The organism is Streptomyces smyrnaeus (assembly GCF_017676345.1).
Taxonomy (GTDB): Bacteria; Actinomycetota; Actinomycetes; order Streptomycetales; family Streptomycetaceae; genus Streptomyces; species Streptomyces smyrnaeus.
The window spans coordinates 170,010-194,289 of sequence record NZ_JAFFZM010000017.1; the positions used below are offsets into that span (position 1 = coordinate 170,010).

Here is a 24,280-nt window from a genome sequence, read left to right on the forward strand (position 1 = left end):
TCGTGCGGCGTCGCTCGTACGTGGTGCGGCGGGACGGTCCGGCCCCGGCGTCCGCGGTGCCGGGCATTTTGTGTACGGACGTACATAAATCTGTGTACTAGGGTACACAAAAACCGCCGGAACGGAGAAAGACGGGCAGTGCCGATGGGAGCCAAGCGAGGGCCGGCCGACCCCGGGCGCCGGGAGCGGATCATGGCGGCCACCGAGCGGATCCTGCTGGAGCACGGCATCGCGGGGCTCAGCCACCGCGCGGTCGCCCGCGAGGCGGACGTCCCGCTCGGCTCCACGACCTACTACTTCGCCACCCTGGACGAGCTGCTCGACGCGGCCACCCGCAGGCTCAGCGAGCGCTACGCACGCCGGCTGCGCACCTGGGGGGCGGAACTGGGCCAGATCACCCGTGCCGGACTGGTGGAGGCGCTGGCCGACCTGGTGGAGACGCTGCTGCGCGACGACCGCGCCGCGCTGGTTCTCTCCTTCGAACTGTCGGCCGCCGCCATGCGCAGACCCGAACTGCGCGACTCGGCGCTGCTGTACGCCGAGACCGAGCGCCAGGTGCTGGGCGCACACACCGACGAGCGCACGGCCCGGGCACTCTCCCGCGTCCTCGACGGCTTGCTGCTGCACTCCCTCGCCGCGGCCACCCCACCCACCCGCTCGGACATCACCGGGCCGCTCGCGGCGCTGCTCACCCCCGACGACTGAGCGCACGGCGGCCCCGCGCTCACCCTTGAGAGGGTCGAGCGCGGGGCCGCTGTGCGCTCAGGATCTGCTTCTGGCTGCCGTGGCCGTCCGCCTTGTCCGGCCGCCACCTCCGCCGCCTTCTCCCGGATCGGGCAGCCATCGGCGTCGGCGCGCACCCGGGGTCAGCCGGGGCCGCCGCTGCCGAAGGATCCGCTCTTGCCCGGCTCCCACTTCTTGCGCGTCGGCGGCTCGCCGGGGTGGTGCTCGCGGTCGCCCTGATCGTGCACACCGCTGTGCGGCAGCCGACGGACCCCGTCGCGGGGCATCTCGTCCGGCTCGCGGTTCTCCGTGACCTCCTGGACCGGGCCACCGTCGGGCAGGTGCGGCTGCTCGTCGGGCTCGGGCGGTTCGGGCTCGCGGTTCTTGATCCGGATGCCGAGCCAGACGGCGCCGATCAGCGCGGCCACGATCAACAGCCCGATGAGCCCGGGAACCAGACCCACCAGATGGTCACGGGCGGCGACGTCCATGGCCGTCCCGATGACGTCCGCGTTCATGTGCTCAGCCCCCTTCGGCTCGCGGTGTCACCCTCGGGGTTTCCGTGGGGGACCGAAGGAAACCTGGCCGGACCCGGGAAGCGAACATCTGAGCGATACGGCATGCGCGGTCCCCGCCCCGTACTCGGTCCACGTCCTGTTCAGCCCGCGGCGTGTTCAGTCCGCGTCGTGCGATCCGGAGACGGCGCGCCCGTTAACCGCCAGTACCCCGGGCACCTCCATCAGCTCGCCCACCAGCTCCGGCACCGAGCCGGAACCCGACACCGCGAGGGTGAGCTTGGTCAGCTCCGGCCGCGGCTCCCCCACCTGCTCGACATTGGTCTCGGTCACCACGAAACCGCGCTCCGTGCACAGCGACAGCGCGTTGCGCAACACACCCCGCCCCTCCTCGTAGGTGAGCCGCAGATGGCCCGGCACCGCCCCCGGCAGCCGGTCGCTGACCTTGGTGAAGCCCCAGACGGTGAGGAAGTGCATGGCCACCGTCGCAACGGCCAGCAGCGGCAGCCCCGCACCGCAGGCCATTCCGACCGCGGCCGAGACCCATACGATCGCCGCCGTCGTCAGCCCGCGCACCACGTCGCGGCGCAGGAAGATGACGCCACCGCCGAGGAACCCGACGCCGGAGACGACCTGCGCCGCGACCCGGGACGGATCGATGGAGATGTCCTCCATGCCCATCAGATCGGCGAAGCCGTACTTGCTGACCAGCATGAAGAGCGCGGCGCCCAGCCCCACCAGCGCGTGGGTGCGCAGACCCGCGCTCTTGTTCTTGGCCCGCCGCTCCAGGCCGATCAGTGAGGTCAGGAGGAAAGCCAGCGCGAGGTTGGCCACCTGCGGCCAGCCCTGGCCGAGGGAAGAGTAGAACGCGTCGTTCATATCCGAGGTCTAACAGCTTCGGGTGTCATCAGTCGGTAGGCAGCAGGGGACCCAGCGGGCCGAGATCCAGGTTCAGCTCCTCGGGCGTCAGCCCGAACCGTTCCCGCAACAGCTCCATCCGGTCCTCCAGCAGCATGAGCGTCATTCCGATCCGCTCCTCCTGGTCCTCGTCAAGGTCCCCCACCTCCACCCGGCGCAGGGCCTGTCGCTCCACCAGTTGCCGCAGCAGCTCGACGATGGTGAGCACCAGTGCGGCCAGATCGCGCTCCACGGTGTCGGGGTCGAAGTCGAGCCGCCGGGTCGCGGAGGCCGGTGTCCCGCGCGCCCCTGTCCCGGGTGTCCCCGTCTCGGATGCTCGGGTCACAGTGGCTGCCCTCCCTCCCAGGGCGAGGGGACGCGTGCGTTGACGGAGCTGATCAGGGCCCGCAGGTCGATCCGCACCAGGTCCACGTCGGCGATCCCCAAGGTGAGCGACCCGGTGAGGACCGCTCCGGTGCCCAGCAGCCGGTCCAGCAGATCGACCAGGGCGACCTGCCGCCGGGCCAGCGGCTGCTCGGAGTCGACAGCCACCGGCCCGCGCGGCGCGGGCGGCTCAGCAGACGGCGCTGTCATGGACACCCTCCCGCTCATCGGGCGCGTCCGACGCGGCGAACGAGTACGGCGCCCACGGGCCGGTCAGCTCGACCCGGACGGCCGGGTCGTGTGCGCCCAACTGCTCCACACGGCCCACGAACTCCTCCGCCCGCTCGCGGGGCACCAGATAGGCCGCGTTGAGCAGGTTCTGCCCGGACACCTGGGACAGCTGCGGATTCTGCGCGGGATACACCCGTACGTCCTCGGCCTGCGCCGTGAGCGCCGCGTGCAGCGCACGGCCCAGCTCCTCGGCCTCCTGCAGCGCGTTCTCCCGCGAGGTGACCTCCTGCCTGCGCCGGCGCAGGAACTCCCGCCCGCTGGTCGGGGCCGGTGCCGCTGCCGGGGCCGGTTCGGGCGCCCGCTGCGCGTAGACCTTCACGCCCCACTCGACGCGGCCCGCCAGCCTGTCGAGGGTGGCCAGGAACTCCTGGCTGCCCTCCGCCAGTGCGCGCCGGACCCCGTCGTCGTCCCGGTAGACGGTCGCCAGGCGCAGCGGAAGCGGGCAGGTGAGCGCGGTGAGCGCGTCGACCACCGCCTGGTGGGCGCGGGCCGTCCGCTCCAGCCAACCGAGGTCCTCCAGCCGGGCGTGCAGCGCCTCCTGCCCGAATTCCTCCTCGGGGACCTTGCTGACCACCGCCTGCAGTCCCGCGTGGTCGACGACGTACGGGACGGAGCCGCTCACGCCCCGTACGTCGTCGGGCAACGGGGCCTCGAGGGGTGCGGTCACCGCGTAGACGTACCGCAGTTCACCGTTCATGGCGCTCTCCCTCCAGGCGTTCCGGATTCCGCTGTTCCAGTTCGGCGACGCGTCGGCGCAGCCGCTCGTTCTCCTCGGACAGTTCGGTCCGGCGGGCGTTGGAGCTGAGCGCGGGATCGGTCTCCCACCAGTCGATGCCCATCTCCTTGGCCTTGTCGACGGAGGCGACGATCAACCGGAGCTTGATGGTGAGCAGCTCGATGTCGAGCAGGTTGATGCGGATGTCACCCGCGATCACCACGCCCTTGTCGAGAACCCGTTCGAGGATGTCGGCGAGGTTGGCGCTGCTGCCGCTGTCGTAGCGCTCGGGCAGCCTGCTGGGCGTCGTCATGAGCCCTCACCCGCCTCGGCGTACTCCGCTTCCCCGGGCTCCTGCGCCGCTTCCCCGGACTCGTCCGCCGCGCCGAGCAGCACGAGGTGGCGGGCGTAGTGCTTGAGGGCGGACCGGACCCTGCGGTCCTGGGCGCGCCACAGGGCCCCGGACTTCCCGGCGAGCCCCTTGGGGTGGTGCTCGATCAGCAGTACGACCCGGGTGAGGTCCTCGGTCACCGCGTGGAAGGTCGCCACGCCCTCGGCGCGGCCCGTGGCCGACTCCGAGGTCCAGGCCAGGCGCCGCTCGCGGCGCCGCGTGGTCGTGGACTCCTCACCTCCGATGGCATCGAGGAACCGGGGCCACTGCTCGTAGGCATCGTGGACCGGGACCGGCACATCGACGTACTCCAGGACGACGGTGGGCCCGCGGCCGCCACCCTTCTTGCGTTTGACCGCCTTGAGACGTCCGGCACCCACCTCGACGGCGGTGCGCACCGGGCCCTTGCCCGCCACGAGCTTCCGGCCGCTGTCCAGCGCCAGCCGCTGGAACCCGGGGCTGCTTCCCTCGGCCACGGCGTTGAGCCGGCCGGTGGTCCGCCCCAGGGTGCGGCCCACTCCCGTGAGCAGCTTCTCCGCCTCGGCCGCGGCCAACTCGCCCGCCGCCGCCTTGAGCCGGTCCACCGCCTCCGGGTCGACCGCGCCGAGCAGCTTGCCGCCGTTCTTGGTACCGATGTCAGCCACTGCTGCGGCCCTCCTTCGAGCCGCCGGCCTTCGCCGTGCGGGACCGCGGCTTCGCGGTGGCCGACGACTTGGAACCGGACGTCGACCTGGCGGCGGACTTGGACTTCGAGCCGGAGGCCGGCTTCGCGGTGGACTTCGGCCGGCTCCGCTTCGAGGCCGGGGAAGCCGAGGAGCGGGAGGACGACGTGGAGGAGGCCGCGGGCTTCTTCGCCGGTGCCCGGCGCGCCGTCTTGCCCACCGCGCTTCGGGCGGTGCCCTCGGCGGAATCGGTGCTGGCGGCGTCCTCGGTGGCCGCGTCCGCGGCGTCGGCGTCCTCGGTGGTGCGTTCCTTGATGGCATCGTCCGCAGTGGCATCGTCCGCCGAGTCGGCAGCCGGGCCCTTCGCGGGGCCGGCCGCTTCGGCGAGCTGGTCGCGGATGTCGAGCGCGCGCTCGTGCAGCCGGTCGGCCAGCGCGTTGACCTGGCGGTTGACCAGGGCGCCCGTCGCCGCCTCACCGGTACCGCGCAGATCGCTGCGCAGCTGCTCACCCATCTCCTTGAGCTGGGGGTTCTCGGCGAACCGCGCGGTCGCGGAGCGGGCCAGGGCCCGCGGGCCCTGGCCGAACCGCTTGCCCAGCGCGAGCGTGCCGACGCCGAGGGCGAGCTTGGCCTTCCTCGTCCGGCCCAGGACGTAGCCTCCCGCGACGGCGACCGCCATCGCCAGTCTGTCGTTCATGTCCATGGGTTCCTGTCCTCCAACCGCGCGAGGAGCTCGTCCTCGCGGCGGTCGAACTCGTCTTCGTCGATCTCGCCGGCGAGCAACTGCCGCTCCGCCTCCGCGAGCTCGCGCTGGACGGTGGCGGGGTCGCGGTACTGGCGCTCCGCCTCGGCCTGCACCTGCCGCAGCACCCAGGCGGTGCCGCGCACCGGGGCAGCGGGCAGCAGCAGCAGTTCGCTGATCAGCCCCATGTCGGCCTCCCGGCTCCACCGGCCCGTCAGCCGGCCGCCGGTGCGGCCCGGACGCCGGCCGTCGCGTCTGCCGACGCGTCGGTCTTCTCGACGAAGCTGTAGGGCGGCAGCGGACCGTTCACCTTCAGGTCCAGCTGCGGTGCGGAATTCCCCAGCTCCTCGACGGCGGAGAGCAGTTCGTCGGCCGCTTCCCGGTCGACGAGGACGGAGAGGTTCGTCAGCCAGCCCGCGCTCTGCGGGCCCTCGCTCACCTCGGCGGCCAGCGGCTCCACCGCGTGGCGCAGCAGCGCCGCGTCGACGGGCTCCCGGGCCTGCACGGCGCGGGCGACCTTCTCACCGAGCGCCAGCTTCTGCTCGTAGCTGCCGCCGCCCGCCGCGCGGTTGGCCTCGCTCTCCGCGCGCAGTTCGGGCTGCTGCGCCATCACGACGTGCAGCACGGCCTCCTGGTCGTGGCTGGCCTTGATGTTGTACTCGACCTTGCCTTCGAGCGTGTCGAGGCGTTCGAGGAAGTGTTCGGCCCGCTCCACGAGCACCTCGCCGACCGTGCCGTCGTCCTCCGAGAGGCTGCCGAAGCGCATGGGCAGTACCACCCGCTCGGCGTTCACCTCCGCGAGGACCTGCTGGTGGGCGAGGAGCTCCCGGCGCTTGGGCCGCAGGTCCTCGGGTGCGTCGCTGACCAGTGCCACCAGGCCGTCCCGCTGGAGGATCCGCACCGGGCGGGGCGGGTCGCCCACGCCGGTCAGTCCTTCGCGCAGGTGCGGGGCCGGGGACCGGGTGATGCCGTAGACGTAGGTGCTCACTCCCGCTCCTCCTTCTTGCGGGTGGTGGTGCGTCGCCGCGTGCCGCCCTCCTGGGACTCGTCACGCGCCTGCTGGAACGCATCCGAGACGGTCTGCGCCGCGCCGCTGAGCGCGCCCTTGGTCTTTCCCTGGGCCCCGGACTCGGTGACCTGCCCCACCACGTCGGGCAGGCCGGGGCTCTTGTTGCGGCCCGATTCCAGGTCGAGGCGGTTGCAGGCCTCGGCGAACTTCAGATACGTGTCCACACTGGCGACCACGACCCGGACGTCGATCTTGAGGATCTCGATACCGACGAGGGACACCCGCACGAACGCGTCGATCACCAGTCCGCGATCGAGGACGAGTTCCAGTACGTCGTAGAGATTGCCGGTTCCGCCGCCTTGCTGTTGTGCTGGAGCGACAGTCATGAGGCAGAGCCTCCTTCGCTTCTCTGGCGCCGTTCTCAGGCTTGGATTTCACGGTCAACTCCCGTGCTCACACGGAGAGTTCGCAGAACGGGGGCGCCTCGTTCCCGCGGTCGTGCCGCGGCGCCGGACGGGTAGCCCTCGGACCGAGGGTCAAACCCCGCGCTCCGCTTCCCGCCGGTCCGGAAAAGCAACTTGTCGGGCATATGCGACAAAAAGGAAGCCGAAAAAGGCGGCAAAAGGAAAAGAACGATCGGCGGGCTACTCGCCCCCGGCACCGTCCAGCAGCCAGCGGGAGGCCGCGGCGCCCAGCTCGCGCAGCTCCCGGCCGCGGAGCCGCTCCCGCAGCGGTGCGAAGACCTCGCCCTCCTGGCTCGCGGCGTGCTCGCGCACCTGGTCGAGCAGCGCGCTCATCCGGCGCTCGGCGGCGGGTGAGCCCGGCTCGGCGGCCCTGAGCTCCCGGACGGTCACCGCCGTCGCCTCCCAGCGCTGCCGGGCAGCGTCGACGATCTGCTCACCGTCGGGCAGCAGCCGGCGGACGACGGGGTGCAGCGTGTGGCCTTCCGCGAGGGCGTGCCGTTCCAGCCCGGCCAGCAGCTGCTCGGCGAGGGCGGCGCGGCGCTCCGGGTCGCGGGTCGCCTCGTAGGCCGCGACGAGACGCTCGGCCTCGGCGTGATCGTCCGCGAGCAGTTCGAGTACGTCCGGGCGGTGTGCCATCGCCCCTCCTTGGTCCGGTTTCGGACATGGTGACCGCTACGCCCCAGTCACCGTTTCGCCCCTGGGAGTGTGGGGACTCGCCTCCGTAGGTGACTACGGAGGTGATCCCACGTGCAGCAGAACAAGACCAGCACCCGTGACGAGAGCGCCAGGGATTCCGGCCGCCCGGCGGCCAACGCCCCGCGGACGGTGCTCCGCCCGGACGGTCCGATGGGCTACGGGCCGCATGCGCCGGCCGGCGACCGGGACCCGGAGTCGCACATCTTCCGCGGCGAGGACTGACCGGCCGGGCGCCGGCCCCCCACCCGTACCCGGCTCCGTCCGGTTCACTCCGCCGCGCAGCGGGCACCCGCCCGGTCCACCGACGCTCCCCCGGCACGGACGGGGAGGGAGGAGGACCGCGCATGAGTGACAAGCAGTCGGACGTGGAGGCCAAGGGTCCCGGCACCGCACAGGTCCTGCGCTCGGCACGCGAGGCCATCGAGGAGCTGACCGGCCTGGAGGCCGAGACGGTCTCCTCGGTCGTCAGAGGTGACGACGGAAGCTGGACGCTGCACGTCGAAGTCGTCGAGCTGCGCAGGATCCCGGACAGCGTCAGCATGCTCGGCTCGTACGAGATGACGCTGGACGCGGACGGCGAGCTGACCGGCTACCGCAGGCTCCGCCGCTATGAACGCGGCAGGGCGGACCCCCGCTGAGCACCGTCGAAGAAGCTCCATCGCCGAAGAGGCACAGTCAGGTCAGGGCACAGTCAGGTCAGGTCACGTACAGCGTGAGGAGCGTGGCATCGTCCTCCGCCTCGTGGCCCAGCAGCGTGGAGACCAGGCACTCGGTGGCCGCCTGGGCCGTGTCGCTGCGCCCCGCGCACTCCCGCACGGCTGCCAGCAGAGCGGCGACCCCCTCGTCGAGGTCCATGCCACGGCGTTCGATGACCCCGTCCGTGTAGCACAGGAGCAGATCACCGGCCTGCAGCTGGGTGCGGTTGATCGGATAGGCCGCCTCCGGGGTGACGCCCAGCATCAGTCCGTGCTCGGCCTCCACCAGTCGCGCCACGCCGTCCCGCACCAGGACCGGCGCCGGGTGCCCCGCGCTGGCCCAGTGGAAGACCCGGGTGTCGGTGTGCAGGTGCCCCACCACGCAGGTCGCGGTGGTCTCCAGGCCGCCGTAGTAGACGACCTCGCCCAGCGCCGTCGTCAGCTCGGCCGCGTTCTCGTCGGTGTAGGCGAGCCCGGCCAGCGCGGAGCGCTGCTGCACCGCCCGGCTGGCCGCGTCCACCCCGTGCCCCGAGGCGTCGCCGACCGCCAGCAGCACCCGTCCGTCGGGCAGCTCGCGGCACTTGTACCAGTCGCCGCCGACGCCCGAGTCGGAAGGGACATAGGCCGCGCTCACGGACAGCCACGAGGGGGTGAGCACGCCCAGCGGCGGGGTGAGCGCCCTGCGGAAGGTCTCGGAGACGCGGCGCTCGGCCGCCGCCTCCTGCCGCAGCCGCTCGGCCTCGGACAGCGCCCGCCCCAGCTGCTCCTCCTGCCCGGTGATGTCCCGCGCGGCGAACAGCAGCGACTCCGGCACCTCGGCGCCCTCCGGCTGTGCCTCGCCGAACCAGCGGATCCGCCGCCGGCGGCCCTCGACATGGACGGTCAGCTCGTGTTCGGGCACATCGCCGCCGGCCAGCAGGGTGCGCAGATCGGCGACGAACGCCGGCACCTCGGCCGGTTCGATCTTCCGCCCCACGGTGAACAGGTCGGCGGCCACGTCCCTGGCCGAGGTCACCGACCGGGCCGTGCGCTCCAGCTCGGAGTACCCCTCCGGGGTCACATGCTCGGGTGGCGGTGCCGTGAGGCCCAGCAGTTCGCGCAGCCCCTGCGACCAGCGCATCCTGCCGCTGACCAGGTCCCACTCCGCCCAGCCGAGCCGGCCGCCCTCCTGGATGCGGCGGGTGAGCCTAGCCTCGCCGACCGGTTCCCAGTTCGTCAGCAGCAGCCCCTCGTCCGGCAGCAGCGTGACGGTGCCGCGCAGCCGGGCGCGCTGGAGGACGCCGTCGATGACGTCGACGTAGTCGATGGTGTCGCTGGAGACGGGCGTGCCACTGTCCAGCGCGGCGCGGTAGACGTCGTACATCCCGCTGGTGCGGATCCCCGGCCGGGTCTCGGACAGCGGCTTGCCGAGGAAATCGTAGGAGCCGCGCTCCACACCGCTCAGCTCGAAGTGGTTGGCCCCGACGACGATGAAGTCCTGGACGGTGCCGTCCACGGCGTACTGCGGGCGCAGCACCGTCGAGCTGCCCCGCAGCACACCCAGCACGGCGGGCAGCCAGGACGGCAGGCCGGGCAGTACCGCCACGTCGCTGGGCGGCGGGGCTTCGGCGCCGTCGTAGGCGAACGGCCCGGACGTCGGCCGGTCGGCCGGGTCCGGCCGGTGCCCGGAGCGCGGGGAGCAGCCGGGGTGGGCGGGGCCCGCCTCGGCGATCCGGACGCGCGCACGGTGCCGGGCGCACGCGATGGTGCGCAGCGCCACCCGGTTGAGCTCTTGCAGCGCGCTCTGGGACGCGCGTGTGGCGGCGCCGTCCGCGGGGTCCACAGGCGAGGCATCCATATGTCGGTATTGTCCGCCCTGTGGGGCTTCTTTGCCGGGTGACGGGACCGCTCGTGGCACCGAGCGGGTCCCCGGCCGGGCCGCGCTCCCCTAGGCTCGGAAGCATGACGGCAGACGAGGGGTCGGTACGGGTCGACAGCTGGATCTGGTCCGTACGGCTGGCGAAGACCCGCTCCCAGGCGGCGACCGCGGCCCGCGGTGGACACGTCAAGGTCAACGGCGAGCGGGTGAAGGCGGCGCACGCCCTCCGGGTGGGGGACGAGGTACGGGTGCGGCAGGCGGGGCGCGAACGCATCGTGATCGTCAAGCGGCTGATCAAGAAGCGGGTGGGCGCTCCGGTCGCCGTCGAGTGTTACCAGGACAACAGCCCGCCGCCGCCGTCCCCGGTGGAGGTCCCCGTCGTCGCCCGCCGTGAGCGGGGGGCCGGACGCCCCACCAAACGGGACCGCCGCGAGCTGGAGCGCCTCCGCGGAGAGCGCTGAACGACCCCCGCCCGGCGGCGCCCGGCCCGCTCAGCCGCCGCTCTCGCGCAGCCGCTCGGCGATGACGGCGGCCTGGACGCGGCGGCCCACGCCGAGCTTGGCGAGGATGGTGGAGATCCGGTTCTTCACGGTCTTCTCCGCCAGGAACAGCCGCTCACCGATCTGCCGGTTGGTCAGCCCCTCCCCGATCAGCGCGAGCACCTCCCGCTCGCGCGGGGTGAGCCGGGCCAGCTCCGGCGGGGCCGTACGGTGCTCCCGGGCCCGGACGCGCGCCATGACGCGTGCGCTCGCCCCGGGGTCGAGCAGCGAGGTGCCGGCCGCCACCGTGCGGATGGCGCTGACCAGATCGGCGCCCTTGATCTGCTTGAGCACATAGCCCGCCGCGCCCGCCATGACCGCGTCCATCAGCGCCTCGTCGTCGTCGAAGGACGTGAGGATCAAACACACCAGTTCGGGCATCATGGCCCGCAGTTCGCGGCAGACCTCGATGCCCGCGTGGTCGCTGTGCTGCTCGGCACCGCCCAGCCGTACATCCAGCACCGCGACATGCGGGCGTACCGCGGGCACGCGGGTGAGCGCCTCCTCCGCGTCGCCCGCCTCCCCGACGACCTCCAGATCGGATTCCGCTTCCAGCAGGTCGCGCAGCCCTCTGCGTACCACCTCGTGATCGTCGAGCAGGAAGACGCGCACAGGCGCGGCGGGGTGGGCGGCCGTGCCGCCCGGGCTGTCGGAACCCGGCACTGGACCTCCTCGGGACGCCCTCAAGCCTGGGGCATGGGCGGCCGGATGAGTAGGGGCCGTTCGTCCCGCCCGAACCCGCGCCGTCTAGGGTTCCGGTATGACCGAGCGGAGCCGACGGCCGCTGGCGGGTGTGCTCGCGGCGATGGCCGTGTCGTTGACCGGCACCCGCATCTCGGCCATCGCGCTCCCCTGGTTCGTCCTGGTCACCACCGGCAGCACTGCCAGGACCGGGCTGGTGGCGCTGTGCGAGATGGCGCCGTACGTACTGGTCAAGGCGTTCACCGGCCCGCTGGTCGACCGGGTCGGTCCGCGTACCGTCTCATGGGTCACCGATGTGCTCAGTGCCCTCGCGGTGACCGCCGTGGGCCTGCTGCACCTCGTGGACGTGCTCTCGTTCTGGCTGCTGCTCCTGCTCGTCGCGGTGATCGGGGCGGCCCGGGGACCCGGCGACCTGTCGAAAGAGATCATGGTCCCGGAAGCCGCGGCGCGCGCCCGGGTGCCGCTGGAGCGGGCCGCCGGGCTGGCGGGGGTGACCGAGCGGCTCGCCTCGACCGTCGGCCCGGCGGCCGGTGGCGCGGTGGTGGCGCTGCTCGGCGCGCAGACCGCGCTGTTCGCCATCGCGTGCTGCTTCGCCTCGGGTTCGGCCGTGATCGTGGTCCTGCTGCCGCGCCGCCGCGGCAGCACCCGGGACGACCCGGACGGCAGCGCCCGTCCGGCGTCCGAGGGCTACTGGCGCCGGCTCGGCGCGGGCTTCCGCTTCCTGCGCGGTGACCCGCTGCTGCTGACGGTGATCGCCATGGTCGCCGTCACCAATCTGCTGGATGCCGCCTTCGCCACCCTGCTGCTGCCCGTCTGGGCACGGGAGTCCGGCAACGGCCCGGGAGCGATCGGGCTGGCGAACAGCGCGCTGGGGATCGCGGCGGTCGCCGGGAGCCTGGTGGCCGCCGCGATCGGGCACCGGATGCGCCGCCGTCCCGTCTTCTTCGCCGGGTTCCTGCTGGCGGGCGCGCCCCGGTTCTTGATCCTGGCCGTGGACGTACCGCTGTGGGCGGTGCTGGGGGTCTTCGCGCTCGGCGGTTTCGGAGCCGGCTTCCTCAACCCGATACTGGGCGCCCTCAACTTCGAGCGCGTGCCCGGCGAGTTGCGGGGCAGGGTCAACGCGCTGGGGGACTCGCTGGCCTGGTCCGGCATCCCTCTCGGCGGGCTCCTCGCCGGTGCGGCGGTCGCCGCGTTCGGGCTGGTGCCGGTGCTGCTGGCCGGCGGTGCCGCGTACTTCCTCACCACGAACCTGACCGGGCTGCGCCCGGAGTGGCGTGAGATGGACCGGGCGAAGGCGACCCGGCACCCGGGCGGGCACACTCCGCCCGGCGGGAACGCCCCGCCGGGCGAGGGGCGTACGGACACCGCACCGGGCGGTACGAGTGGCGAGGTCGAGCCGGAATCGACCGGCGACCTGGCGTCCGTTCGGCCGTAGACTGCCGTTCCGGGTCGCGCGGGGGCCCGGCTGTCGTGCGGCGTACGGAGGTGCGCATGTCGGAGGCTGCCAGAGCGGGGCAGCACCGTCCGGACCGGGAGCGGGGGCGGGGCAACGACCGGGTGGAGCACCGCGAGGAGCTGCCCCACTTCCGGCTGGACGAGCTGCTGGACGAGCTCCAGACACGGCTGGACGCCGCACGGCTCACCCAGGACCGGATGCACAGCCTTCTGGAAGCAGTGCTCAGCGTCGGGCGCGAACTGGAGCTGTCCCAGGTGCTGCGCCGCATCGTGGAGGCGGCGCTGGCGCTGACCAACGCGGAGTACGGCGCGCTGGGTGTCATCGGGGAAGGGCAGCGGCTGTCGACCTTCCTGCCGGTGGGCGTCTCGCCGGAACAGGCCGCACGCATCGGCCCGCTGCCCTCGGGACACGGGGTGCTCGGCGAACTGATCCGCGACCCGCGGCCGTTACGGCTCACGGATCTGAGCGCGCACCCGGCCAGCCACGGCTTCCCCGCGCACCATCCGCCGATGCGCACCTTCCTGGGCGTACCCGTGCGGGTGCGGGACGAGGTCTTCGGCAACCTTTATCTGGCGCAGAAGCGCGGTGGCGCCGACTTCGACGCCGACGACGAGGCGGTCGTCACCACCCTCGCCGTCGCCGCCGGGATCGCCGTCGACAACGCCAGGCTGTACGCGGAGAGCCGGCGCCGCGAGCAGTGGCTGGAGGCGCTGGGCGAGATCAGCCGGCTGCTGCTGAGCGGCGCGACCTCCGACGAGGTGCTGCGGCTGATCGCGCAGCGGGCGCTGGAGGTGGCGCAGTCGGACACCTCGTGCGTGCTGCTGCCGGACACCGAGGGCGTCGCGGACGCCCTGCGGGTCGTGGTGGCGGTCGGCGACCTCGCCGAGGAGCAGACGGGCGTGGTCGTGCCCTACGACGACACCCTGTCCGGGCTGGCGGCCCGCACCGGGGAGTCGGCGGTGACGGCGGACATCGGCAACGATCCGCGTACGCACGCCTTTCCGGACGGGGAGGTCGAGCACGGTCCCGTCGTCGCCGTACCGCTGCTGGCGCAGCAGGACGCACCCGGCGCGCTGCGGCTGAGCCGGCTCAAGGGGCGTCCGCCGTTCGACGAGACGGAGGTGGAGCTGCTCAAGGACTTCGCCGCGCAGGCCGCCCTGGCGCTGGAGATGGCGCAGCACCGCGCCGAGTCGGAGCAGCTCACCCTGCTGCACGAGCGCGACCGCATCGCCCGCGACCTGCACGATCTGGCCATCCAGCGGCTGTTCGCCACCGGGATGACGCTGCAGAGCGCGGGACGGCTCATCGACCGGCCCGAGGCCGCGGAGCGGGTGAACCGCGCGGTGGACGACCTCGACGAGACCATCAAGATCATCCGTTCCACCATCTTCGCGCTGCGCACCTCCGGTGAGGGTGTCGAGCCGGGCACCAGCCTGCGCCGGACGGTGGCCAAGGCCGTCAGCGACGCGGCCGACCGGCTCGGCTTCCTGCCTTCCCTGCGGATGGAGGGGCCCGTCGACACGGATGTGCCGCCGGAGGCGGCCGAGCAGGTGAGCGCGGTGCTGGCGGAGGCGCTGAGCAACATCGTGCGGCACGCGCGGGCGCACCGGGTGGATGTGGATCTGCAGGTCGGCGCGGCCATCGCCCTGACCGTCACCGACGACGGCGTGGGCGTCGGGGACCGCGACGGCCGCGGCGCGGACCGCGCCGGGAGCACACACACCGGAGGGCTCGCCAATATGCGCTCCCGGGCCGAGCAGCTCGGTGGAACGCTGACCGTGACCCAGGGGCCCGGCACCGACCCGGCGTCAGGGGCGGGCCCGGGCACCCGTATCGCCTGGGCGGTTCCGCTCCGCCGCGAGGGCGGCTGAGCCCGGCAGGCGTCCAGCCGGGCGGCAAAGCACCCCGGCAGGCATGCCGACCGGACGGCGAGGGGACCCGGCACGCATGACGAACCTCGGTCTGCCGGACAGCATCCGCGCATGTCTGTTCGATCTCGACGGTGTGCTCACCAAGACGGCCGTCGTGCACGCCGCCGCCTGGAAGGAGATGTTCGACGCCTATCTGCGCGAGCGGGACGGCCCCGGCTTCCGCCCCTTCGACCCGGTGGCGGAGTACGACGCGTATGTGGACGGGCGCCCGCGCGCCGACGGAGTGCGCACCTTCCTCGCCGCACGCGGTATCCAGCTGCCGGAGGGCACCGCCGAGGACCCGCCCGGCCGGGAGACGGTCAACGGGCTGGGCAACCGCAAGAACGAGCTGCTGCTGGAGAAGATCCGCAAGGACGGCGTCGAGGCGTACGACGGCTCGCTGCGGTATCTGCGCGCGGTACGGGCCGCGGGGCTGCGGACGGCCGTGGTCTCCTCCAGCGCCAACTGCCGCGACATCCTCGTCTCGGTCGGCATCGAGGACCTCTTCGACGTCCGGATCGACGGCGTCGTGGCCAAGGAGCGCCGGCTGCCCGGCAAGCCGCACCCCGACACCTTTCTCGCCGCCGCCGGGGATCTGGGCGTGACCGCGGACGAGTCGGCCGTCTTCGAGGACGCACTGGCCGGGATGGAGGCCGGCCGCGCCGGCGACTTCCGCTACGTCGTGGGGGTCGACCGCACCGGACAGGCCGACGCCCTGCGTGCACACGGCGCCGACACCGTCGTGCGGGACCTGCGGGAGCTGCAGGACCCGCACCGGCCGCAGCAGGACCAGGACCCCACCCGCCGGCGCCGACCGGGGAAGGAACGCCCGTGATCAGCAACTCGTCCTACGCCGTCCAGCCCTGGTCGCTGCGGGAGAGCGCGCTCAACCTCGATGTGCTGCCGCAGAGCGAATCCGTCTTCGCCCTCTCCAACGGGCACATCGGCTGGCGCGGCAACCTCGACGAAGGGGAGCCGCACGGGCTGCCCGGCACCTACCTCAACGGGGTGCACGAGCTGCACCCCCTGCCGTACGCGGAGGCGGGCTACGGCTACCCCGAATCCGGCCAGACCGTCATCAACGTCACCAACGGCAAGATCATGCGGTTGCTGGTGGACGACGAGCCGTTCGACGTCCGCTACGGCAAGCTGCGCTCCCACGAACGGGTGCTGGATCTGCGCACCGGGCTGCTGCGCCGGGTCTGCGAGTGGAGTTCCCCGGCCGGCTGCACCGTACGGGTGACCTCCACCCGGCTGGTCTCCTTCAGCCAGCGCGCCATCGCCGCCGTCGCCTACGAGGTGGAGCCGCTCGACTCCGACGTCCGGATCGTCGTGCAGTCGGAGCTGGTCGCCAACGAACAACTGCCGCAGAAGAGCGGCGAGGACCCGCGGGTCGCCGCCGCGCTCCAGGACGTGCTGCTGCCGGAGGAGAACTTCGCCCAGGACATGCGGCTGCGCCTGGTGCACTGCACCGATCGCAGCGGGCTGCGGGTCGGCGCCGCGGCCGACCACACCGTGCACGGTCCGGCCTCGACCAGCACCGCCTGCGAGAGCGGGGAGAACGTCGCCCGGCTGACCGTCACCGCCGAGCTGCGGCCCGGCGAACCGCTGCGGGTGGAGAAGCTGGTCTCCTACGGCTGGTCCGGCGTCCGCTCGCTGCCCGCCGTACGCGACCAGGTCGACGCCGCCCTGGCCGGTGCCCGCAGCAAGGGCTGGCAAGGGCTGGTGGAGCAGCAGCGGGAGTTTCTGGACCACTTCTGGTCACGCGCCGATGTGGAGGTGGACGGCGACGCGGAGATCCAGCAGGCGGTGCGCTTCGCGCTCTTCCACGTCCTGCAGGCGGGCGCGCGGGCCGAGAAGCGCGCCATCCCCTCCAAGGGCCTGACCGGTTCCGGTTACGACGGGCACTCCTTCTGGGACAGCGAGCAGTTCGTGCTGCCGGTGCTGACCTACACCTCACCCGACTCGGTCGCCGAGGCGCTGCGCTGGCGGCAGGAGACGCTGCCCGCCGCCCGCGCCAGGGCGCGCCAGCTCGGGCTGCGGGGGGCGACCTTCCCCTGGCGGACGATCAACGGCTCGGAGTGTTCCGCCTACTGGCCGGCCGGTACCGCCGCCTTCCACGTCAACGCGGACATCGCGGACGCCGTGACCCGGTATGTCGCGGCCACCGGCGACGTGGAGTTCGAACGGGAGACGGCGGTGGAGATCCTGGTCGAGACCGCCCGGCTGTGGCACTCGCTGGGCCACCACGACCACCACGGCACCTTCCACTTCGACGGGGTCACCGGGCCGGACGAGTACAGCGCCGTCGCGGACGACAACCTCTACACCAACCTGATGGCCCAGCAGAACCTGCGGGCCGCCGCCGAGGCCGTGGAGCGGTACCCCCGGGAGGCGACCGCGCTGGGGGTGGACGACGAGGAGGCGGCCGGCTGGCGCGACGCGGCGGACGCGGTGGCCGTACCGTTCAACGAGACGCTGGGGGTCCACGAGCAGTCGGCCGGCTTCACGGGGCATCAGATGTGGGACTTCGCCGCGACCGGGCCCGACCAGTACCCGCTGATGCTGCACTTCCCCTACTTCGACCTGTACCGCAAGCAGGTCATCAAGCAGGCGGACCTGGTGCTGGCCCTGTACAAGCGCGGCGACGCCTTCGACGCCGAGCAGAAGGCGCGCGCCTTCGACTACTACGAGCAGATGACCGTCCGCGACTCCTCCCTGTCCGCCTGCTGCCAGGCCGTGATGGCCGCCGAGGTGGGCCATCTGCGGCTCGCCTACGACTATGTGGGCGAGGCCGCGCTGATGGACCTGGCGGACCTGGAGAGCAACACCCGGGACGGGCTGCACATCGCCTCGCTGGCGGGCGCCTGGATCGCGCTGGTCGCCGGGTTCGGCGGGATGCGACTGCGCCACGGCGAGCTGGACTTCTCGCCCCTGCTGCCCGAACAGCTGAGCCGGCTGGCCTTCACGGTGCAGACCCTGGGGCGGCGGCTGCGGGTGGAGATCGGCAGGACGACGGCCACCTACACGCTGTTGGAGGGCGAGCCGCTGGAACTGTGCCACTGCGGGGCGCCGTTCACGCTCACGGCCGGGGCGCCGCAGAGCCGCCCGGTACGCCGCCCGCCGCCCCGGCCCGAGCCGTCCCCGCCGCCGGGCCGCCGCCCGGCCCGGCGCCACGGGAGTGCGGGGGCCCCGGAGTAGGGCCCCGTCCTGCCCCTGTCCGCCGTCTGCCGACTGCGGGTCGTTTCCGGCCGCTCGCGCAGTTCCCCGCGCCCCTGCCGGGGCGCGTCCCTCCCTCAGGCGTACCGCTTCAACTCGCGGCGGGCCAGGGAGCGCTGGTGCACCTCGTCGGGTCCGTCGGCCAGCCGCAGCGTCCGCGCCGACGCCCACAGGTGGGCGAGGGGGAAGTCCTGCGAGACCCCTCCGGCGCCGTGCAGCTGCACGGCGTCGTCGATGATCCGCACCACCGCGCGCGGGGTCGCGATCTTGATGGCCTGGATCTCGGTGTGCGCGCCCCGGTTGCCGACGGTGTCCATCAGCCACGCCGTCTTGAGCACCAGCAGCCGCAACTGCTCGACCTGGACCCGTGCGTCGGCGATCCACTCGTGCACCACGCCCTGCCGGGCCAGCGGCTTTCCGAAGGCCGTACGGTCCAGCGCCCGGCGGCACATCAGCTCGATGGCCCGCTCGGCCATCCCGATCAGCCGCATGCAGTGGTGGATACGGCCCGGCCCGAGCCGGGCCTGGGCGATGGCGAATCCGCCGCCCTCCTCACCGACCAGGTTGGCGACCGGTACGCGCACCTCGTGGAAGAGGACCTCGGCGTGGCCGCCGTGGTAGTGGTCCTCGTAGCCGTAGACGGACATCGCGCGGCGCACCTCGACGCCGGGGGTGTCGCGCGGGACCAGCACCATGGACTGCTGACGGCGCACGTCCTCGCCGTCCGGGTCGGTCTTGCCCATCACGATGAAGACCGAGCAGTCCGGATGCATGGCGCCGGAGATGTACCACTTGCGGCCGGTGATGACGTAGCAGTCGCCGTCCCGCCGGATGCGGGTACCGATGTTGGTGGCGTCCGAGGAGGCCACCTCCGGCTCGGTCATCGCGAAGGCCGAGCGGATCTCGCCCGCCAGCAGGGGCCGCAGCCACCGCTCGCGCTGTTCGGGCGAGCCGAACTGGGCCAGCAGCTCCATGTTCCCGGTGTCGGGGGCCGCGCAGTTGAGCGCGGTCGGCGCGAGCTGCGGGCTGCGCCCGGTGATCTCGGCCAGCGGCGCGTACTGGAGGTTGCTGAGCCCGGCGCCGTACTCCTCGTCGGGCAAGAACAGATTCCACAGCCCCAGCTTCCGCGCCGTGGCCTTGAGTTCCTCCTGCACCGGCACCGTGGCCCAGGGCGAGTCCTGGGCCGCGCGCTGCTCCTCGGCGATCTGCTCGGCCGGGTAGACATGCTCGTCCATGAACGCGAGCAGCCGCTCGCGCAGTTCCTCGGTGCGCGCGTCGTATGCGAAGTCCATCTGCTGCTCAGCCCTTCCGCAAAATGGTGAGTCCGTTGTCGATGAAGACCGGTACGAGCTCGCCGATCCGGTCGAAGCCCGCGCCGACGGTCTGGCCGAGCGTGAAGCGGTAGTGGATGCCCTCCAGGATCACGGCGAGCTTGAAGTAGGCGAACGCCGTGTACCAGTTGATCCGGGACACGTCGCGGCCCGACAGCGCGGCATAGCGCTCGATCAGTTCGGCCGCCTCGGGGTGGCCGGGCGCCCCGCTGGTGGTGCTGACCGGCGAGTCGGGCACGTCCTGGCGCTCGCTGTACATCGCCAGCAGCCCCAGGTCGGTCAGCGGATCGCCGAGGGTGGACATCTCCCAGTCGAGCACCGCGGCCACCTTGTCGTCGGCGTCCACCAGCACGTTGTCGAGGCGGAAGTCGCCGTGCACGACGGTGGGCCGCGGCGAGTCGGGCAGCGTCCCGCCGAGCGCCGTGCGCAGCTCGTCGATGCCGGGCAGCTCGCGGCTGCGGGAGGCCTCCAGCTGCTTGTTCCAGCGCCGCAACTGGCGCTCCAGGAAGCCCTCGGGGCGCCCGAAACCGGCCAGCCCCACCGCCTCCGGGTCGACGTCGTGCAGCGCCACCAGCGTCTCGGGCAGCGCCAGTACGACCTCTCGGGTGCGCTCGGCGCCGAGCGGTGCCAGCTGGTCGGCGGTGCGGTACGGGGTGCCGTCGACGTGCTCCATCACATAGAACGGCGCCCCGATCACCTCCGGGTCCTCGCACAGCAGCAGGGTCTTCGGCACCGGTACTGCGGTGCTGCGCAGGGCGCTGATGACGCGGTGCTCGCGGGACATGTCGTGCGCGGTGGCCAGTACGTGCCCCAGCGGGGGGCGCCGCACCACCCATCGGCCGGTCCCGTCCGTGACCCGGTACGTCAGGTTCGAGCGGCCGCCCTGGACGACTTCACCGCTCAGCGGCCCTCGTATCAGCCCCGGACACTCCCGCTCCAGATGCGCGGCAAGCCGGGCGAGATCGAGACCGGGCGGGTTCTGTTCGCTCATCGTGGGCGCTCCTTCGGCATCGGTCGCAACCGATCATGCCGACTAGTCGGTATGGAGTCCACCCCCAGTTTCCGCCGCCCCCGGTTTTCGCCGCGCCCACGGCCGCGCTTCCCTTTCGCCGCCTGTTTCGCCCGCCGCCCCCTCGGTCCGGTATTGACCCGTTGGCATCCGGCTCGGTGTGCGATGCACCGCTTTCCGCCCGAAGTCCCATGACAGGCACACGGGTCGCGCCCTAGCCTCGGGGGCATGCCCATGGGTGACAACGAGCCGCTGTTCGTACGCGACGAGCGTTCCAGGAACGGCTACGTCCTCAACCACCGCAACCCCTCCGGCCTCGCCCTGATCGTCGTCCTCGCGGTCGGCGTACTGATCCTGACCGCCGTCGCGCTCGCCTGACCCGGCCGGTGCGGCTCCTGCCCCCTCTCAGCACACCCCCGCGCGCGTCAGCGCGCTGCGCACCGCGGCGCGGGTCTCGTCCGGCGAGCCCGCGACCGAGACGGTGACCCCTCGCTCGCCCCGGCCCAGCGGCTCCAGCGCCTCGAACTGCGAACGCAGCAGGCTCGGCGGCATGAAGTGGCCGCTGCGCCCGGCCAGCCGTTCGGCGATCAGCTCGTAGGAGCCGTCCAGATGGACGAAGAACAGCTGCTCGGACGCCTGCCGGAGCCGGTCGCGGTAGCGGCGCTTGAGCGCCGAGCAGACCAGCACGGCCCCGCTGCCGGTCCGGCTGCCCAGCCAGTCGGCCATCGCCTCCAGCCACGGCGCCCGGTCCGCGTCGTCCAGCGGTGTCCCGGCCGACATCTTCTCGATGTTCCGCTGGGGGTGGAAGTCGTCCGCGTCGGCGAACGGCAGGTCGAGCACCTGGGCCAGCCACTCGCCGACGGTGCTCTTGCCGGACCCGGACACCCCCATCACGACGACGAGCGGCCCCCGCACACCCTCCTGGCTGTTCACAGCAGCATCATCCCTCCCACACCGACGAGAACCAGTACGCAGACCAGCGTTCCCATGGTTTCGGCCGCCCCCATCGTCCCGGGCCGGGACCGGGCCAGCCCGCCGATCCGCCGATGGGCGGTCAGCAGCAGAGCCACCCAGGCCAGCGCACCGAGGCAGGCGGCCACGACGGCGATGCTCGACGGGTCCTCCAGCGCCACCCGCGCCGTCAGCGCCACGGAGACGGCGCAGGTCAGCGTCGTACGGCGCCAGGCCAACCAGGTCCGCTCCGGCTGTGCGCCCGGATCGCGGGGCGGCTCGGCCGCGCTCGGCGCGCCCGGCGTCGGCCCGCCGGTCACCGGCCCGCCAGGCCGAGCACCACGACGGCGATCACCAGCAGCGCCGCGAACGCCGTGCCGCTCGCCAGCACCACCGGGAAGCGCGAGGCGGGCAGATCCTCACCGCGCCGCATGGCGCGTTCGCAGCGCACCCAGTGGTTGACGGCGCGGAAGGCGCACAGCACCGCGCCGGCCAGCAGCACGATGGCTATACCCGTCCGCACGCCCCAGCGCAGGTCGGTGAGGAACTGGTCGACCGCGATCCCGCCCGCGACCAGGGCCAGCGCGGTGCGGATCCAGGCGAGGAAGGTGCGCTCGTTGGCGAGCGAGAAGCGGTAGTCGGGCGTGGTGCCCTCCTCCCTGAGCCGCTGGGGGGCGAACCACAGCCGAACAGTCACCCGGATCCGGTCAAGCATGAGTCAACCGTACGTGGTGACCTGCTGCTCTTCCCCCCGGGGGACGCCGGCACCGGCCGCACCGGCCCCTTACAGCGCCGTGAGACGGCGGTGGCACTCCAGTCCGTCCGGAACGACGTGACCCGCCGCCGCCCAGCCGGCCAGCCGCCGCTCCAACTCGTCCTCGGGCAGGAAGTCCCACCACTCGACCTCTTCGGGCTGCGGCTTGACGGGCAGCGTGCACACCACCTCGTACACCCGGAGGAACCAGGAGAACTCGGGCGTCTCGAAGAGGAACTTCAGCCGCCGCTCGGGCTGCGGCAGCCCGCTGACCCCCAGCTCCTCCTCGGCCTCCCGCAGCGCCGCGGTGTCGTAGTCCTCGCCCGCACCCACGACACCGCCCACCACCACGTCGTACATCCCGGGGAAGATCAGCTTGGTGGGGGTACGGCGGTGCACGAAGATCCGGCCCGCCGCGTCCCGTACCCGGATGGAGGTGCTGCGGTGCCGCAGTCGCTCCGCGTAGACCTCGCCGCGCAGCCGCTGCCCCACGACCCGGTCCTGGTCGTCCACGATGTCCAGCAGCTCGTCGGCCGAGCGTCCCTGCTGCGTCATACGCCCATCCAAGCAGCACGGCCGGGCCGGACCGCTCCAGGGGGTGTCCGTCGGCGGGCCCGAAGGTTACTCTCCGGTCACCAGACCTCGGTGCAGGTGTACGAAAGGGTGGGAGCATGGCGTACGACGCCGATGTGATCGTGGTCGGAGCCGGGCTCGCGGGCCTCGCCGCGACGGCCGAACTCGCCGACGCCGGGCGCCGCGTCATCCTCCTCGACCAGGAGCCCGAACAGTCCCTCGGCGGCCAGGCCCACTGGTCCTTCGGCGGCCTCTTCTTCGTCGACTCCCCCGAGCAGCGCCGGCTGCGCATCAAGGACAGCCGCGAGCTGGCCTGGCAGGACTGGCTCGGCACGGCCGGATTCGACCGGCCGGAGGACCACTGGCCGCGCCGCTGGGCCGAGGCGTACGTGGACTTCGCCGCCGGCGAGAAGCGGGCCTGGCTGCGCTCCATGGGACTGAAGCTCTTCCCGGTCGTCGGCTGGGCCGAGCGCGGCGGCTACGACGCGGGCGGCCACGGCAACTCGGTGCCCCGCTTCCACATCACCTGGGGCACCGGCCCTGGGCTCGTCGAACCGTTCGAGCGCCGGGTGCGCGCCGGGGTGGCGCGGGGCCTGGTCGAACTGCGCTTCCGACACCGTGTCACCGGGCTGTCGCGTACCGCCGGATCACTGGACACCGTGACCGGTGAGGTGCTGGTGCCCAGCGACGCGCAGCGCGGTACGGCCAGCAGCCGGGAGGTGGCCGACAGCTTCGAACTGCGCGCCCAGGCGGTGATCGTCACCTCCGGCGGCATCGGCGGCAACCACGACCTGGTGCGCGCCAACTGGCCCGAGCGGCTGGGCACTCCGCCCGAGAAGCTGCTGTCCGGGGTGCCGGCGCATGTGGACGGGCTGATGCTGGGCATCACGGAGCGGGCGGGCGGCAGCATCGTCAACCGCGACCGGATGTGGCACTACACCGAGGGCATCGAGAACTGGAACCCCATCTGGGACCGGCACGGCATCCGCATCCTGCCCGGCCCCTCCTCCCTGTGGCTCGACGCAACCGGGCAGCGGCTGCCGGTCCCGCTCTTCCCCGGCTTCGACACCCTGGGCACCCTCGACCACATCATGCGCACCGGTCACGGCTACACCTGGTTCGTACTGAGCCAGAAGATCATCGAGAAGGAGTTCACCCTCTCCGGATCCGAGCAGAACCCCGATCTGACCGGGCGCTCCGTCCGCGATGTCCTCGGCCGGGCACGCGCGGGCGCACCGGGCCCGGTGCAGGCCTTCATGGACAACGGCGTCGACTTCGTGATCGAACGCGACCCCGCCGCACTGGCCCGCCGTATGAACGAACTGACCGGGAACAAGCTGATCGAGGCCGACGCGCTGCGACGGGAGATCGCCGCCAGGGACCGAGAGATCCGCAACCCCTTCACCAAGGACCTGCAGATCACCGCGATCCACGGCGCCCGGCGCTATCTGGGCGACCGGCTCATCCGGGTGGCGCCCCCGCACCGCCTGCTCGACCCGTCCGCCGGCCCGCTGGTCGCCGTCCGCCTCAACATCCTCACCCGTAAGACGCTGGGCGGTCTGGAGACCGACCTGTCCTCCCGCGTGCTGGCGAACGGCGGGGAGTCCTCCCCGGGTTCCGGGCCCGGCTCCGGCAGGGGAGAGCCGGTCCCCGGCCTCTACGCGGCGGGCGAGGCAGCCGGCTTCGGGGGCGGCGGTGTGCACGGCTACCGCTCGCTGGAAGGCACCTTCCTCGGCGGCTGCCTCTTCTCGGGGCGCACGGCGGGACGCGCCGCCGCACGGGCGGTCGGCTGAC

Annotated in this window: 30 protein-coding genes; 10 read left to right on the top strand and 20 right to left on the bottom strand. The window is 72.6% G+C overall.

The genetic code is table 11. The features are described 5' to 3' along the window. Nucleotides 1-144 precede the first annotated feature (144 nt). A complete protein-coding gene (locus JW613_RS26075; protein ID WP_209213351.1) occupies nucleotides 145-705 on the top strand; it encodes a TetR/AcrR family transcriptional regulator in 561 nt (186 codons plus the stop codon). 161 nt (nucleotides 706-866) lie between these two features. Here JW613_RS26075 and JW613_RS26080 read toward each other — a convergent pair whose 3' ends face one another. The 12 genes from JW613_RS26080 to JW613_RS26135 form a co-directional block, all read right to left on the bottom strand. Beyond that, nucleotides 867-1,241 carry a DUF6479 family protein gene (locus JW613_RS26080; protein WP_209213352.1) on the bottom strand — a complete coding sequence of 125 codons (375 nt, stop codon included), beginning with the start codon at nucleotides 1,239-1,241 and terminating at the stop codon, nucleotides 867-869. A gap of 156 nt (nucleotides 1,242-1,397) precedes the next feature. Further along, nucleotides 1,398-2,117, bottom strand: coding sequence for an MgtC/SapB family protein (locus JW613_RS26085; protein ID WP_209213353.1), 720 nt, complete (start codon nucleotides 2,115-2,117; stop codon nucleotides 1,398-1,400). A gap of 28 nt (nucleotides 2,118-2,145) precedes the next feature. Next, nucleotides 2,146-2,481: a gas vesicle protein K gene (locus JW613_RS26090; protein ID WP_209213354.1), complete on the bottom strand. Its 336-nt coding sequence runs from the start codon at nucleotides 2,479-2,481 to the stop codon at nucleotides 2,146-2,148. Then, complete coding sequence (locus JW613_RS26095; RefSeq protein ID WP_245226283.1) at nucleotides 2,478-2,729, bottom strand: gas vesicle protein; 252 nt, start codon at nucleotides 2,727-2,729, stop codon at nucleotides 2,478-2,480. The genes JW613_RS26090 and JW613_RS26095 overlap by 4 nt, the downstream gene beginning before the upstream one ends. Next, nucleotides 2,710-3,507, bottom strand: a complete 798-nt coding sequence (locus JW613_RS26100) for a GvpL/GvpF family gas vesicle protein (RefSeq protein ID WP_209213355.1) — start codon at nucleotides 3,505-3,507, stop codon at nucleotides 2,710-2,712. Before JW613_RS26100 ends, JW613_RS26095 begins: the two co-directional genes overlap by 20 nt. Beyond that, a complete protein-coding gene (locus tag JW613_RS26105) occupies nucleotides 3,497-3,838 on the bottom strand; it encodes a gas vesicle protein (protein ID WP_209213356.1) in 342 nt (113 codons plus the stop codon). Before JW613_RS26105 ends, JW613_RS26100 begins: the two co-directional genes overlap by 11 nt. Further along, nucleotides 3,835-4,560, bottom strand: a complete 726-nt coding sequence (locus JW613_RS26110; protein ID WP_209213357.1) for an SRPBCC family protein — start codon at nucleotides 4,558-4,560, stop codon at nucleotides 3,835-3,837. Before JW613_RS26110 ends, JW613_RS26105 begins: the two co-directional genes overlap by 4 nt. Next, a complete protein-coding gene (locus tag JW613_RS26115) occupies nucleotides 4,553-5,275 on the bottom strand; it encodes a DNA primase (protein ID WP_209213358.1) in 723 nt (240 codons plus the stop codon). The genes JW613_RS26110 and JW613_RS26115 overlap by 8 nt, the downstream gene beginning before the upstream one ends. Further along, nucleotides 5,272-5,508: a gas vesicle protein GvpG gene (locus JW613_RS26120; RefSeq protein ID WP_099879139.1), complete on the bottom strand. Its 237-nt coding sequence runs from the start codon at nucleotides 5,506-5,508 to the stop codon at nucleotides 5,272-5,274. The genes JW613_RS26115 and JW613_RS26120 overlap by 4 nt, the downstream gene beginning before the upstream one ends. A gap of 26 nt (nucleotides 5,509-5,534) precedes the next feature. Further along, a complete protein-coding gene (locus tag JW613_RS26125) occupies nucleotides 5,535-6,308 on the bottom strand; it encodes a GvpL/GvpF family gas vesicle protein (RefSeq protein WP_209213359.1) in 774 nt (257 codons plus the stop codon). Then, nucleotides 6,305-6,715: a gas vesicle structural protein GvpA gene (locus tag JW613_RS26130; RefSeq protein WP_099879143.1), complete on the bottom strand. Its 411-nt coding sequence runs from the start codon at nucleotides 6,713-6,715 to the stop codon at nucleotides 6,305-6,307. The genes JW613_RS26125 and JW613_RS26130 overlap by 4 nt, the downstream gene beginning before the upstream one ends. Before the next feature lie 258 nt (nucleotides 6,716-6,973). Beyond that, nucleotides 6,974-7,429 carry a hemerythrin domain-containing protein gene (locus JW613_RS26135; protein ID WP_209213360.1) on the bottom strand — a complete coding sequence of 152 codons (456 nt, stop codon included), beginning with the start codon at nucleotides 7,427-7,429 and terminating at the stop codon, nucleotides 6,974-6,976. A 111-nt stretch (nucleotides 7,430-7,540) separates the two neighbouring features. On the opposite strand from JW613_RS26135, the gene JW613_RS26140 reads away from it, so the two are divergent. Both JW613_RS26140 and gvpO read left to right on the top strand, forming a co-directional pair. Further along, complete coding sequence (locus JW613_RS26140) at nucleotides 7,541-7,711, top strand: hypothetical protein (protein WP_209213361.1); 171 nt, start codon at nucleotides 7,541-7,543, stop codon at nucleotides 7,709-7,711. 122 nt (nucleotides 7,712-7,833) lie between these two features. Further along, on the top strand, nucleotides 7,834-8,127 hold the full coding sequence (gene gvpO, locus JW613_RS26145; RefSeq protein WP_099879148.1) for a gas vesicle protein GvpO: 294 nt from the start codon (nucleotides 7,834-7,836) through the stop codon (nucleotides 8,125-8,127). Nucleotides 8,128-8,185: 58 nt separating this feature from the next. On the opposite strand, the gene JW613_RS26150 is transcribed toward gvpO, so the two are convergent. Then, the gene (locus JW613_RS26150; RefSeq protein WP_209213362.1) at nucleotides 8,186-10,021 is read right to left on the bottom strand and encodes a PP2C family protein-serine/threonine phosphatase; all 1,836 of its coding nucleotides are present in this window, start codon (nucleotides 10,019-10,021) and stop codon (nucleotides 8,186-8,188) included. Between the two features lie 104 nt (nucleotides 10,022-10,125). Between JW613_RS26150 and JW613_RS26155 the strand changes: the two genes are divergently transcribed. Then, the gene (locus JW613_RS26155; RefSeq protein ID WP_185016430.1) at nucleotides 10,126-10,503 is read left to right on the top strand and encodes an RNA-binding S4 domain-containing protein; all 378 of its coding nucleotides are present in this window, start codon (nucleotides 10,126-10,128) and stop codon (nucleotides 10,501-10,503) included. Between the two features lie 30 nt (nucleotides 10,504-10,533). Here JW613_RS26155 and JW613_RS26160 read toward each other — a convergent pair whose 3' ends face one another. Next, a complete protein-coding gene (locus JW613_RS26160) occupies nucleotides 10,534-11,244 on the bottom strand; it encodes a response regulator (protein ID WP_099879152.1) in 711 nt (236 codons plus the stop codon). 97 nt (nucleotides 11,245-11,341) lie between these two features. Here JW613_RS26160 and JW613_RS26165 point away from each other — a divergent pair, with 97 nt between their 5' ends. The 4 genes from JW613_RS26165 to JW613_RS26180 all read left to right on the top strand — a co-directional run bounded on the left by JW613_RS26165 (nucleotide 11,342) and on the right by JW613_RS26180 (nucleotide 17,850). Further along, the gene (locus tag JW613_RS26165) at nucleotides 11,342-12,718 is read left to right on the top strand and encodes an MFS transporter (RefSeq protein ID WP_209213363.1); all 1,377 of its coding nucleotides are present in this window, start codon (nucleotides 11,342-11,344) and stop codon (nucleotides 12,716-12,718) included. A 218-nt stretch (nucleotides 12,719-12,936) separates the two neighbouring features. Next, nucleotides 12,937-14,610 carry a GAF domain-containing sensor histidine kinase gene (locus tag JW613_RS26170; RefSeq protein WP_372448003.1) on the top strand — a complete coding sequence of 558 codons (1,674 nt, stop codon included), beginning with the start codon at nucleotides 12,937-12,939 and terminating at the stop codon, nucleotides 14,608-14,610. 76 nt (nucleotides 14,611-14,686) lie between these two features. Continuing rightward, nucleotides 14,687-15,484, top strand: coding sequence for an HAD family hydrolase (locus JW613_RS26175; protein WP_209213365.1), 798 nt, complete (start codon nucleotides 14,687-14,689; stop codon nucleotides 15,482-15,484). Then, on the top strand, nucleotides 15,481-17,850 hold the full coding sequence (locus tag JW613_RS26180; RefSeq protein ID WP_209213366.1) for a glycoside hydrolase family 65 protein: 2,370 nt from the start codon (nucleotides 15,481-15,483) through the stop codon (nucleotides 17,848-17,850). Before JW613_RS26175 ends, JW613_RS26180 begins: the two co-directional genes overlap by 4 nt. A gap of 95 nt (nucleotides 17,851-17,945) precedes the next feature. Here the strand turns inward: JW613_RS26180 and JW613_RS26185 are convergent, their stop codons facing one another. Further along, nucleotides 17,946-19,160, bottom strand: a complete 1,215-nt coding sequence (locus tag JW613_RS26185) for an acyl-CoA dehydrogenase family protein (protein ID WP_209213367.1) — start codon at nucleotides 19,158-19,160, stop codon at nucleotides 17,946-17,948. Nucleotides 19,161-19,167: 7 nt separating this feature from the next. Further along, entirely contained in the window at nucleotides 19,168-20,190 is a 1,023-nt protein-coding gene (locus JW613_RS26190) for a phosphotransferase family protein (protein ID WP_209213368.1), read from the bottom strand. A 246-nt stretch (nucleotides 20,191-20,436) separates the two neighbouring features. On the opposite strand from JW613_RS26190, the gene JW613_RS26195 reads away from it, so the two are divergent. Continuing rightward, nucleotides 20,437-20,586, top strand: coding sequence for a hypothetical protein (locus tag JW613_RS26195; protein ID WP_180289583.1), 150 nt, complete (start codon nucleotides 20,437-20,439; stop codon nucleotides 20,584-20,586). A 27-nt stretch (nucleotides 20,587-20,613) separates the two neighbouring features. On the opposite strand, the gene JW613_RS26200 is transcribed toward JW613_RS26195, so the two are convergent. The 4 genes from JW613_RS26200 to JW613_RS26215 form a co-directional block, all read right to left on the bottom strand. Continuing rightward, nucleotides 20,614-21,099, bottom strand: a complete 486-nt coding sequence (locus tag JW613_RS26200; RefSeq protein ID WP_209213401.1) for a gluconokinase — start codon at nucleotides 21,097-21,099, stop codon at nucleotides 20,614-20,616. 38 nt (nucleotides 21,100-21,137) lie between these two features. After that, complete coding sequence (locus JW613_RS26205; protein WP_099879163.1) at nucleotides 21,138-21,479, bottom strand: DUF202 domain-containing protein; 342 nt, start codon at nucleotides 21,477-21,479, stop codon at nucleotides 21,138-21,140. After that, nucleotides 21,476-21,874, bottom strand: a complete 399-nt coding sequence (locus JW613_RS26210; protein ID WP_099879165.1) for a YidH family protein — start codon at nucleotides 21,872-21,874, stop codon at nucleotides 21,476-21,478. The genes JW613_RS26205 and JW613_RS26210 overlap by 4 nt, the downstream gene beginning before the upstream one ends. 69 nt (nucleotides 21,875-21,943) lie before the next feature. After that, on the bottom strand, nucleotides 21,944-22,468 hold the full coding sequence (locus JW613_RS26215) for an NUDIX domain-containing protein (protein WP_209213369.1): 525 nt from the start codon (nucleotides 22,466-22,468) through the stop codon (nucleotides 21,944-21,946). A 116-nt stretch (nucleotides 22,469-22,584) separates the two neighbouring features. Between JW613_RS26215 and JW613_RS26220 the strand changes: the two genes are divergently transcribed. Beyond that, entirely contained in the window at nucleotides 22,585-24,279 is a 1,695-nt protein-coding gene (locus JW613_RS26220) for an FAD-binding dehydrogenase (protein WP_209213370.1), read from the top strand. The last annotated feature ends 1 nt before the right edge of the window (nucleotide 24,280 follow it).

Coding starts and splice junctions, on each gene's coding strand:
- JW613_RS26075 (WP_209213351.1), top strand. CDS start 145: ATGGGAGCCAAGCGAGGGCCGGCCGACCCCGGGCGCCGGGAGCGGATC.
- JW613_RS26080 (WP_209213352.1), bottom strand. CDS start 1,241: ATGAACGCGGACGTCATCGGGACGGCCATGGACGTCGCCGCCCGTGAC.
- JW613_RS26085 (WP_209213353.1), bottom strand. CDS start 2,117: ATGAACGACGCGTTCTACTCTTCCCTCGGCCAGGGCTGGCCGCAGGTG.
- JW613_RS26095 (WP_245226283.1), bottom strand. CDS start 2,729: ATGACAGCGCCGTCTGCTGAGCCGCCCGCGCCGCGCGGGCCGGTGGCT.
- JW613_RS26100 (WP_209213355.1), bottom strand. CDS start 3,507: ATGAACGGTGAACTGCGGTACGTCTACGCGGTGACCGCACCCCTCGAG.
- JW613_RS26105 (WP_209213356.1), bottom strand. CDS start 3,838: ATGACGACGCCCAGCAGGCTGCCCGAGCGCTACGACAGCGGCAGCAGC.
- JW613_RS26115 (WP_209213358.1), bottom strand. CDS start 5,275: ATGAACGACAGACTGGCGATGGCGGTCGCCGTCGCGGGAGGCTACGTC.
- JW613_RS26120 (WP_099879139.1), bottom strand. CDS start 5,508: ATGGGGCTGATCAGCGAACTGCTGCTGCTGCCCGCTGCCCCGGTGCGC.
- JW613_RS26130 (WP_099879143.1), bottom strand. CDS start 6,715: ATGACTGTCGCTCCAGCACAACAGCAAGGCGGCGGAACCGGCAATCTC.
- JW613_RS26135 (WP_209213360.1), bottom strand. CDS start 7,429: ATGGCACACCGCCCGGACGTACTCGAACTGCTCGCGGACGATCACGCC.
- gvpO (WP_099879148.1), top strand. CDS start 7,834: ATGAGTGACAAGCAGTCGGACGTGGAGGCCAAGGGTCCCGGCACCGCA.
- JW613_RS26150 (WP_209213362.1), bottom strand. CDS start 10,021: ATGGATGCCTCGCCTGTGGACCCCGCGGACGGCGCCGCCACACGCGCG.
- JW613_RS26155 (WP_185016430.1), top strand. CDS start 10,126: ATGACGGCAGACGAGGGGTCGGTACGGGTCGACAGCTGGATCTGGTCC.
- JW613_RS26165 (WP_209213363.1), top strand. CDS start 11,342: ATGACCGAGCGGAGCCGACGGCCGCTGGCGGGTGTGCTCGCGGCGATG.
- JW613_RS26170 (WP_372448003.1), top strand. CDS start 12,937: ATGCACAGCCTTCTGGAAGCAGTGCTCAGCGTCGGGCGCGAACTGGAG.
- JW613_RS26175 (WP_209213365.1), top strand. CDS start 14,687: ATGACGAACCTCGGTCTGCCGGACAGCATCCGCGCATGTCTGTTCGAT.
- JW613_RS26185 (WP_209213367.1), bottom strand. CDS start 19,160: ATGGACTTCGCATACGACGCGCGCACCGAGGAACTGCGCGAGCGGCTG.
- JW613_RS26190 (WP_209213368.1), bottom strand. CDS start 20,190: ATGAGCGAACAGAACCCGCCCGGTCTCGATCTCGCCCGGCTTGCCGCG.
- JW613_RS26195 (WP_180289583.1), top strand. CDS start 20,437: ATGCCCATGGGTGACAACGAGCCGCTGTTCGTACGCGACGAGCGTTCC.
- JW613_RS26200 (WP_209213401.1), bottom strand. CDS start 21,099: ATGGGGGTGTCCGGGTCCGGCAAGAGCACCGTCGGCGAGTGGCTGGCC.
- JW613_RS26210 (WP_099879165.1), bottom strand. CDS start 21,874: ATGCTTGACCGGATCCGGGTGACTGTTCGGCTGTGGTTCGCCCCCCAG.
- JW613_RS26215 (WP_209213369.1), bottom strand. CDS start 22,468: ATGACGCAGCAGGGACGCTCGGCCGACGAGCTGCTGGACATCGTGGAC.
- JW613_RS26220 (WP_209213370.1), top strand. CDS start 22,585: ATGGCGTACGACGCCGATGTGATCGTGGTCGGAGCCGGGCTCGCGGGC.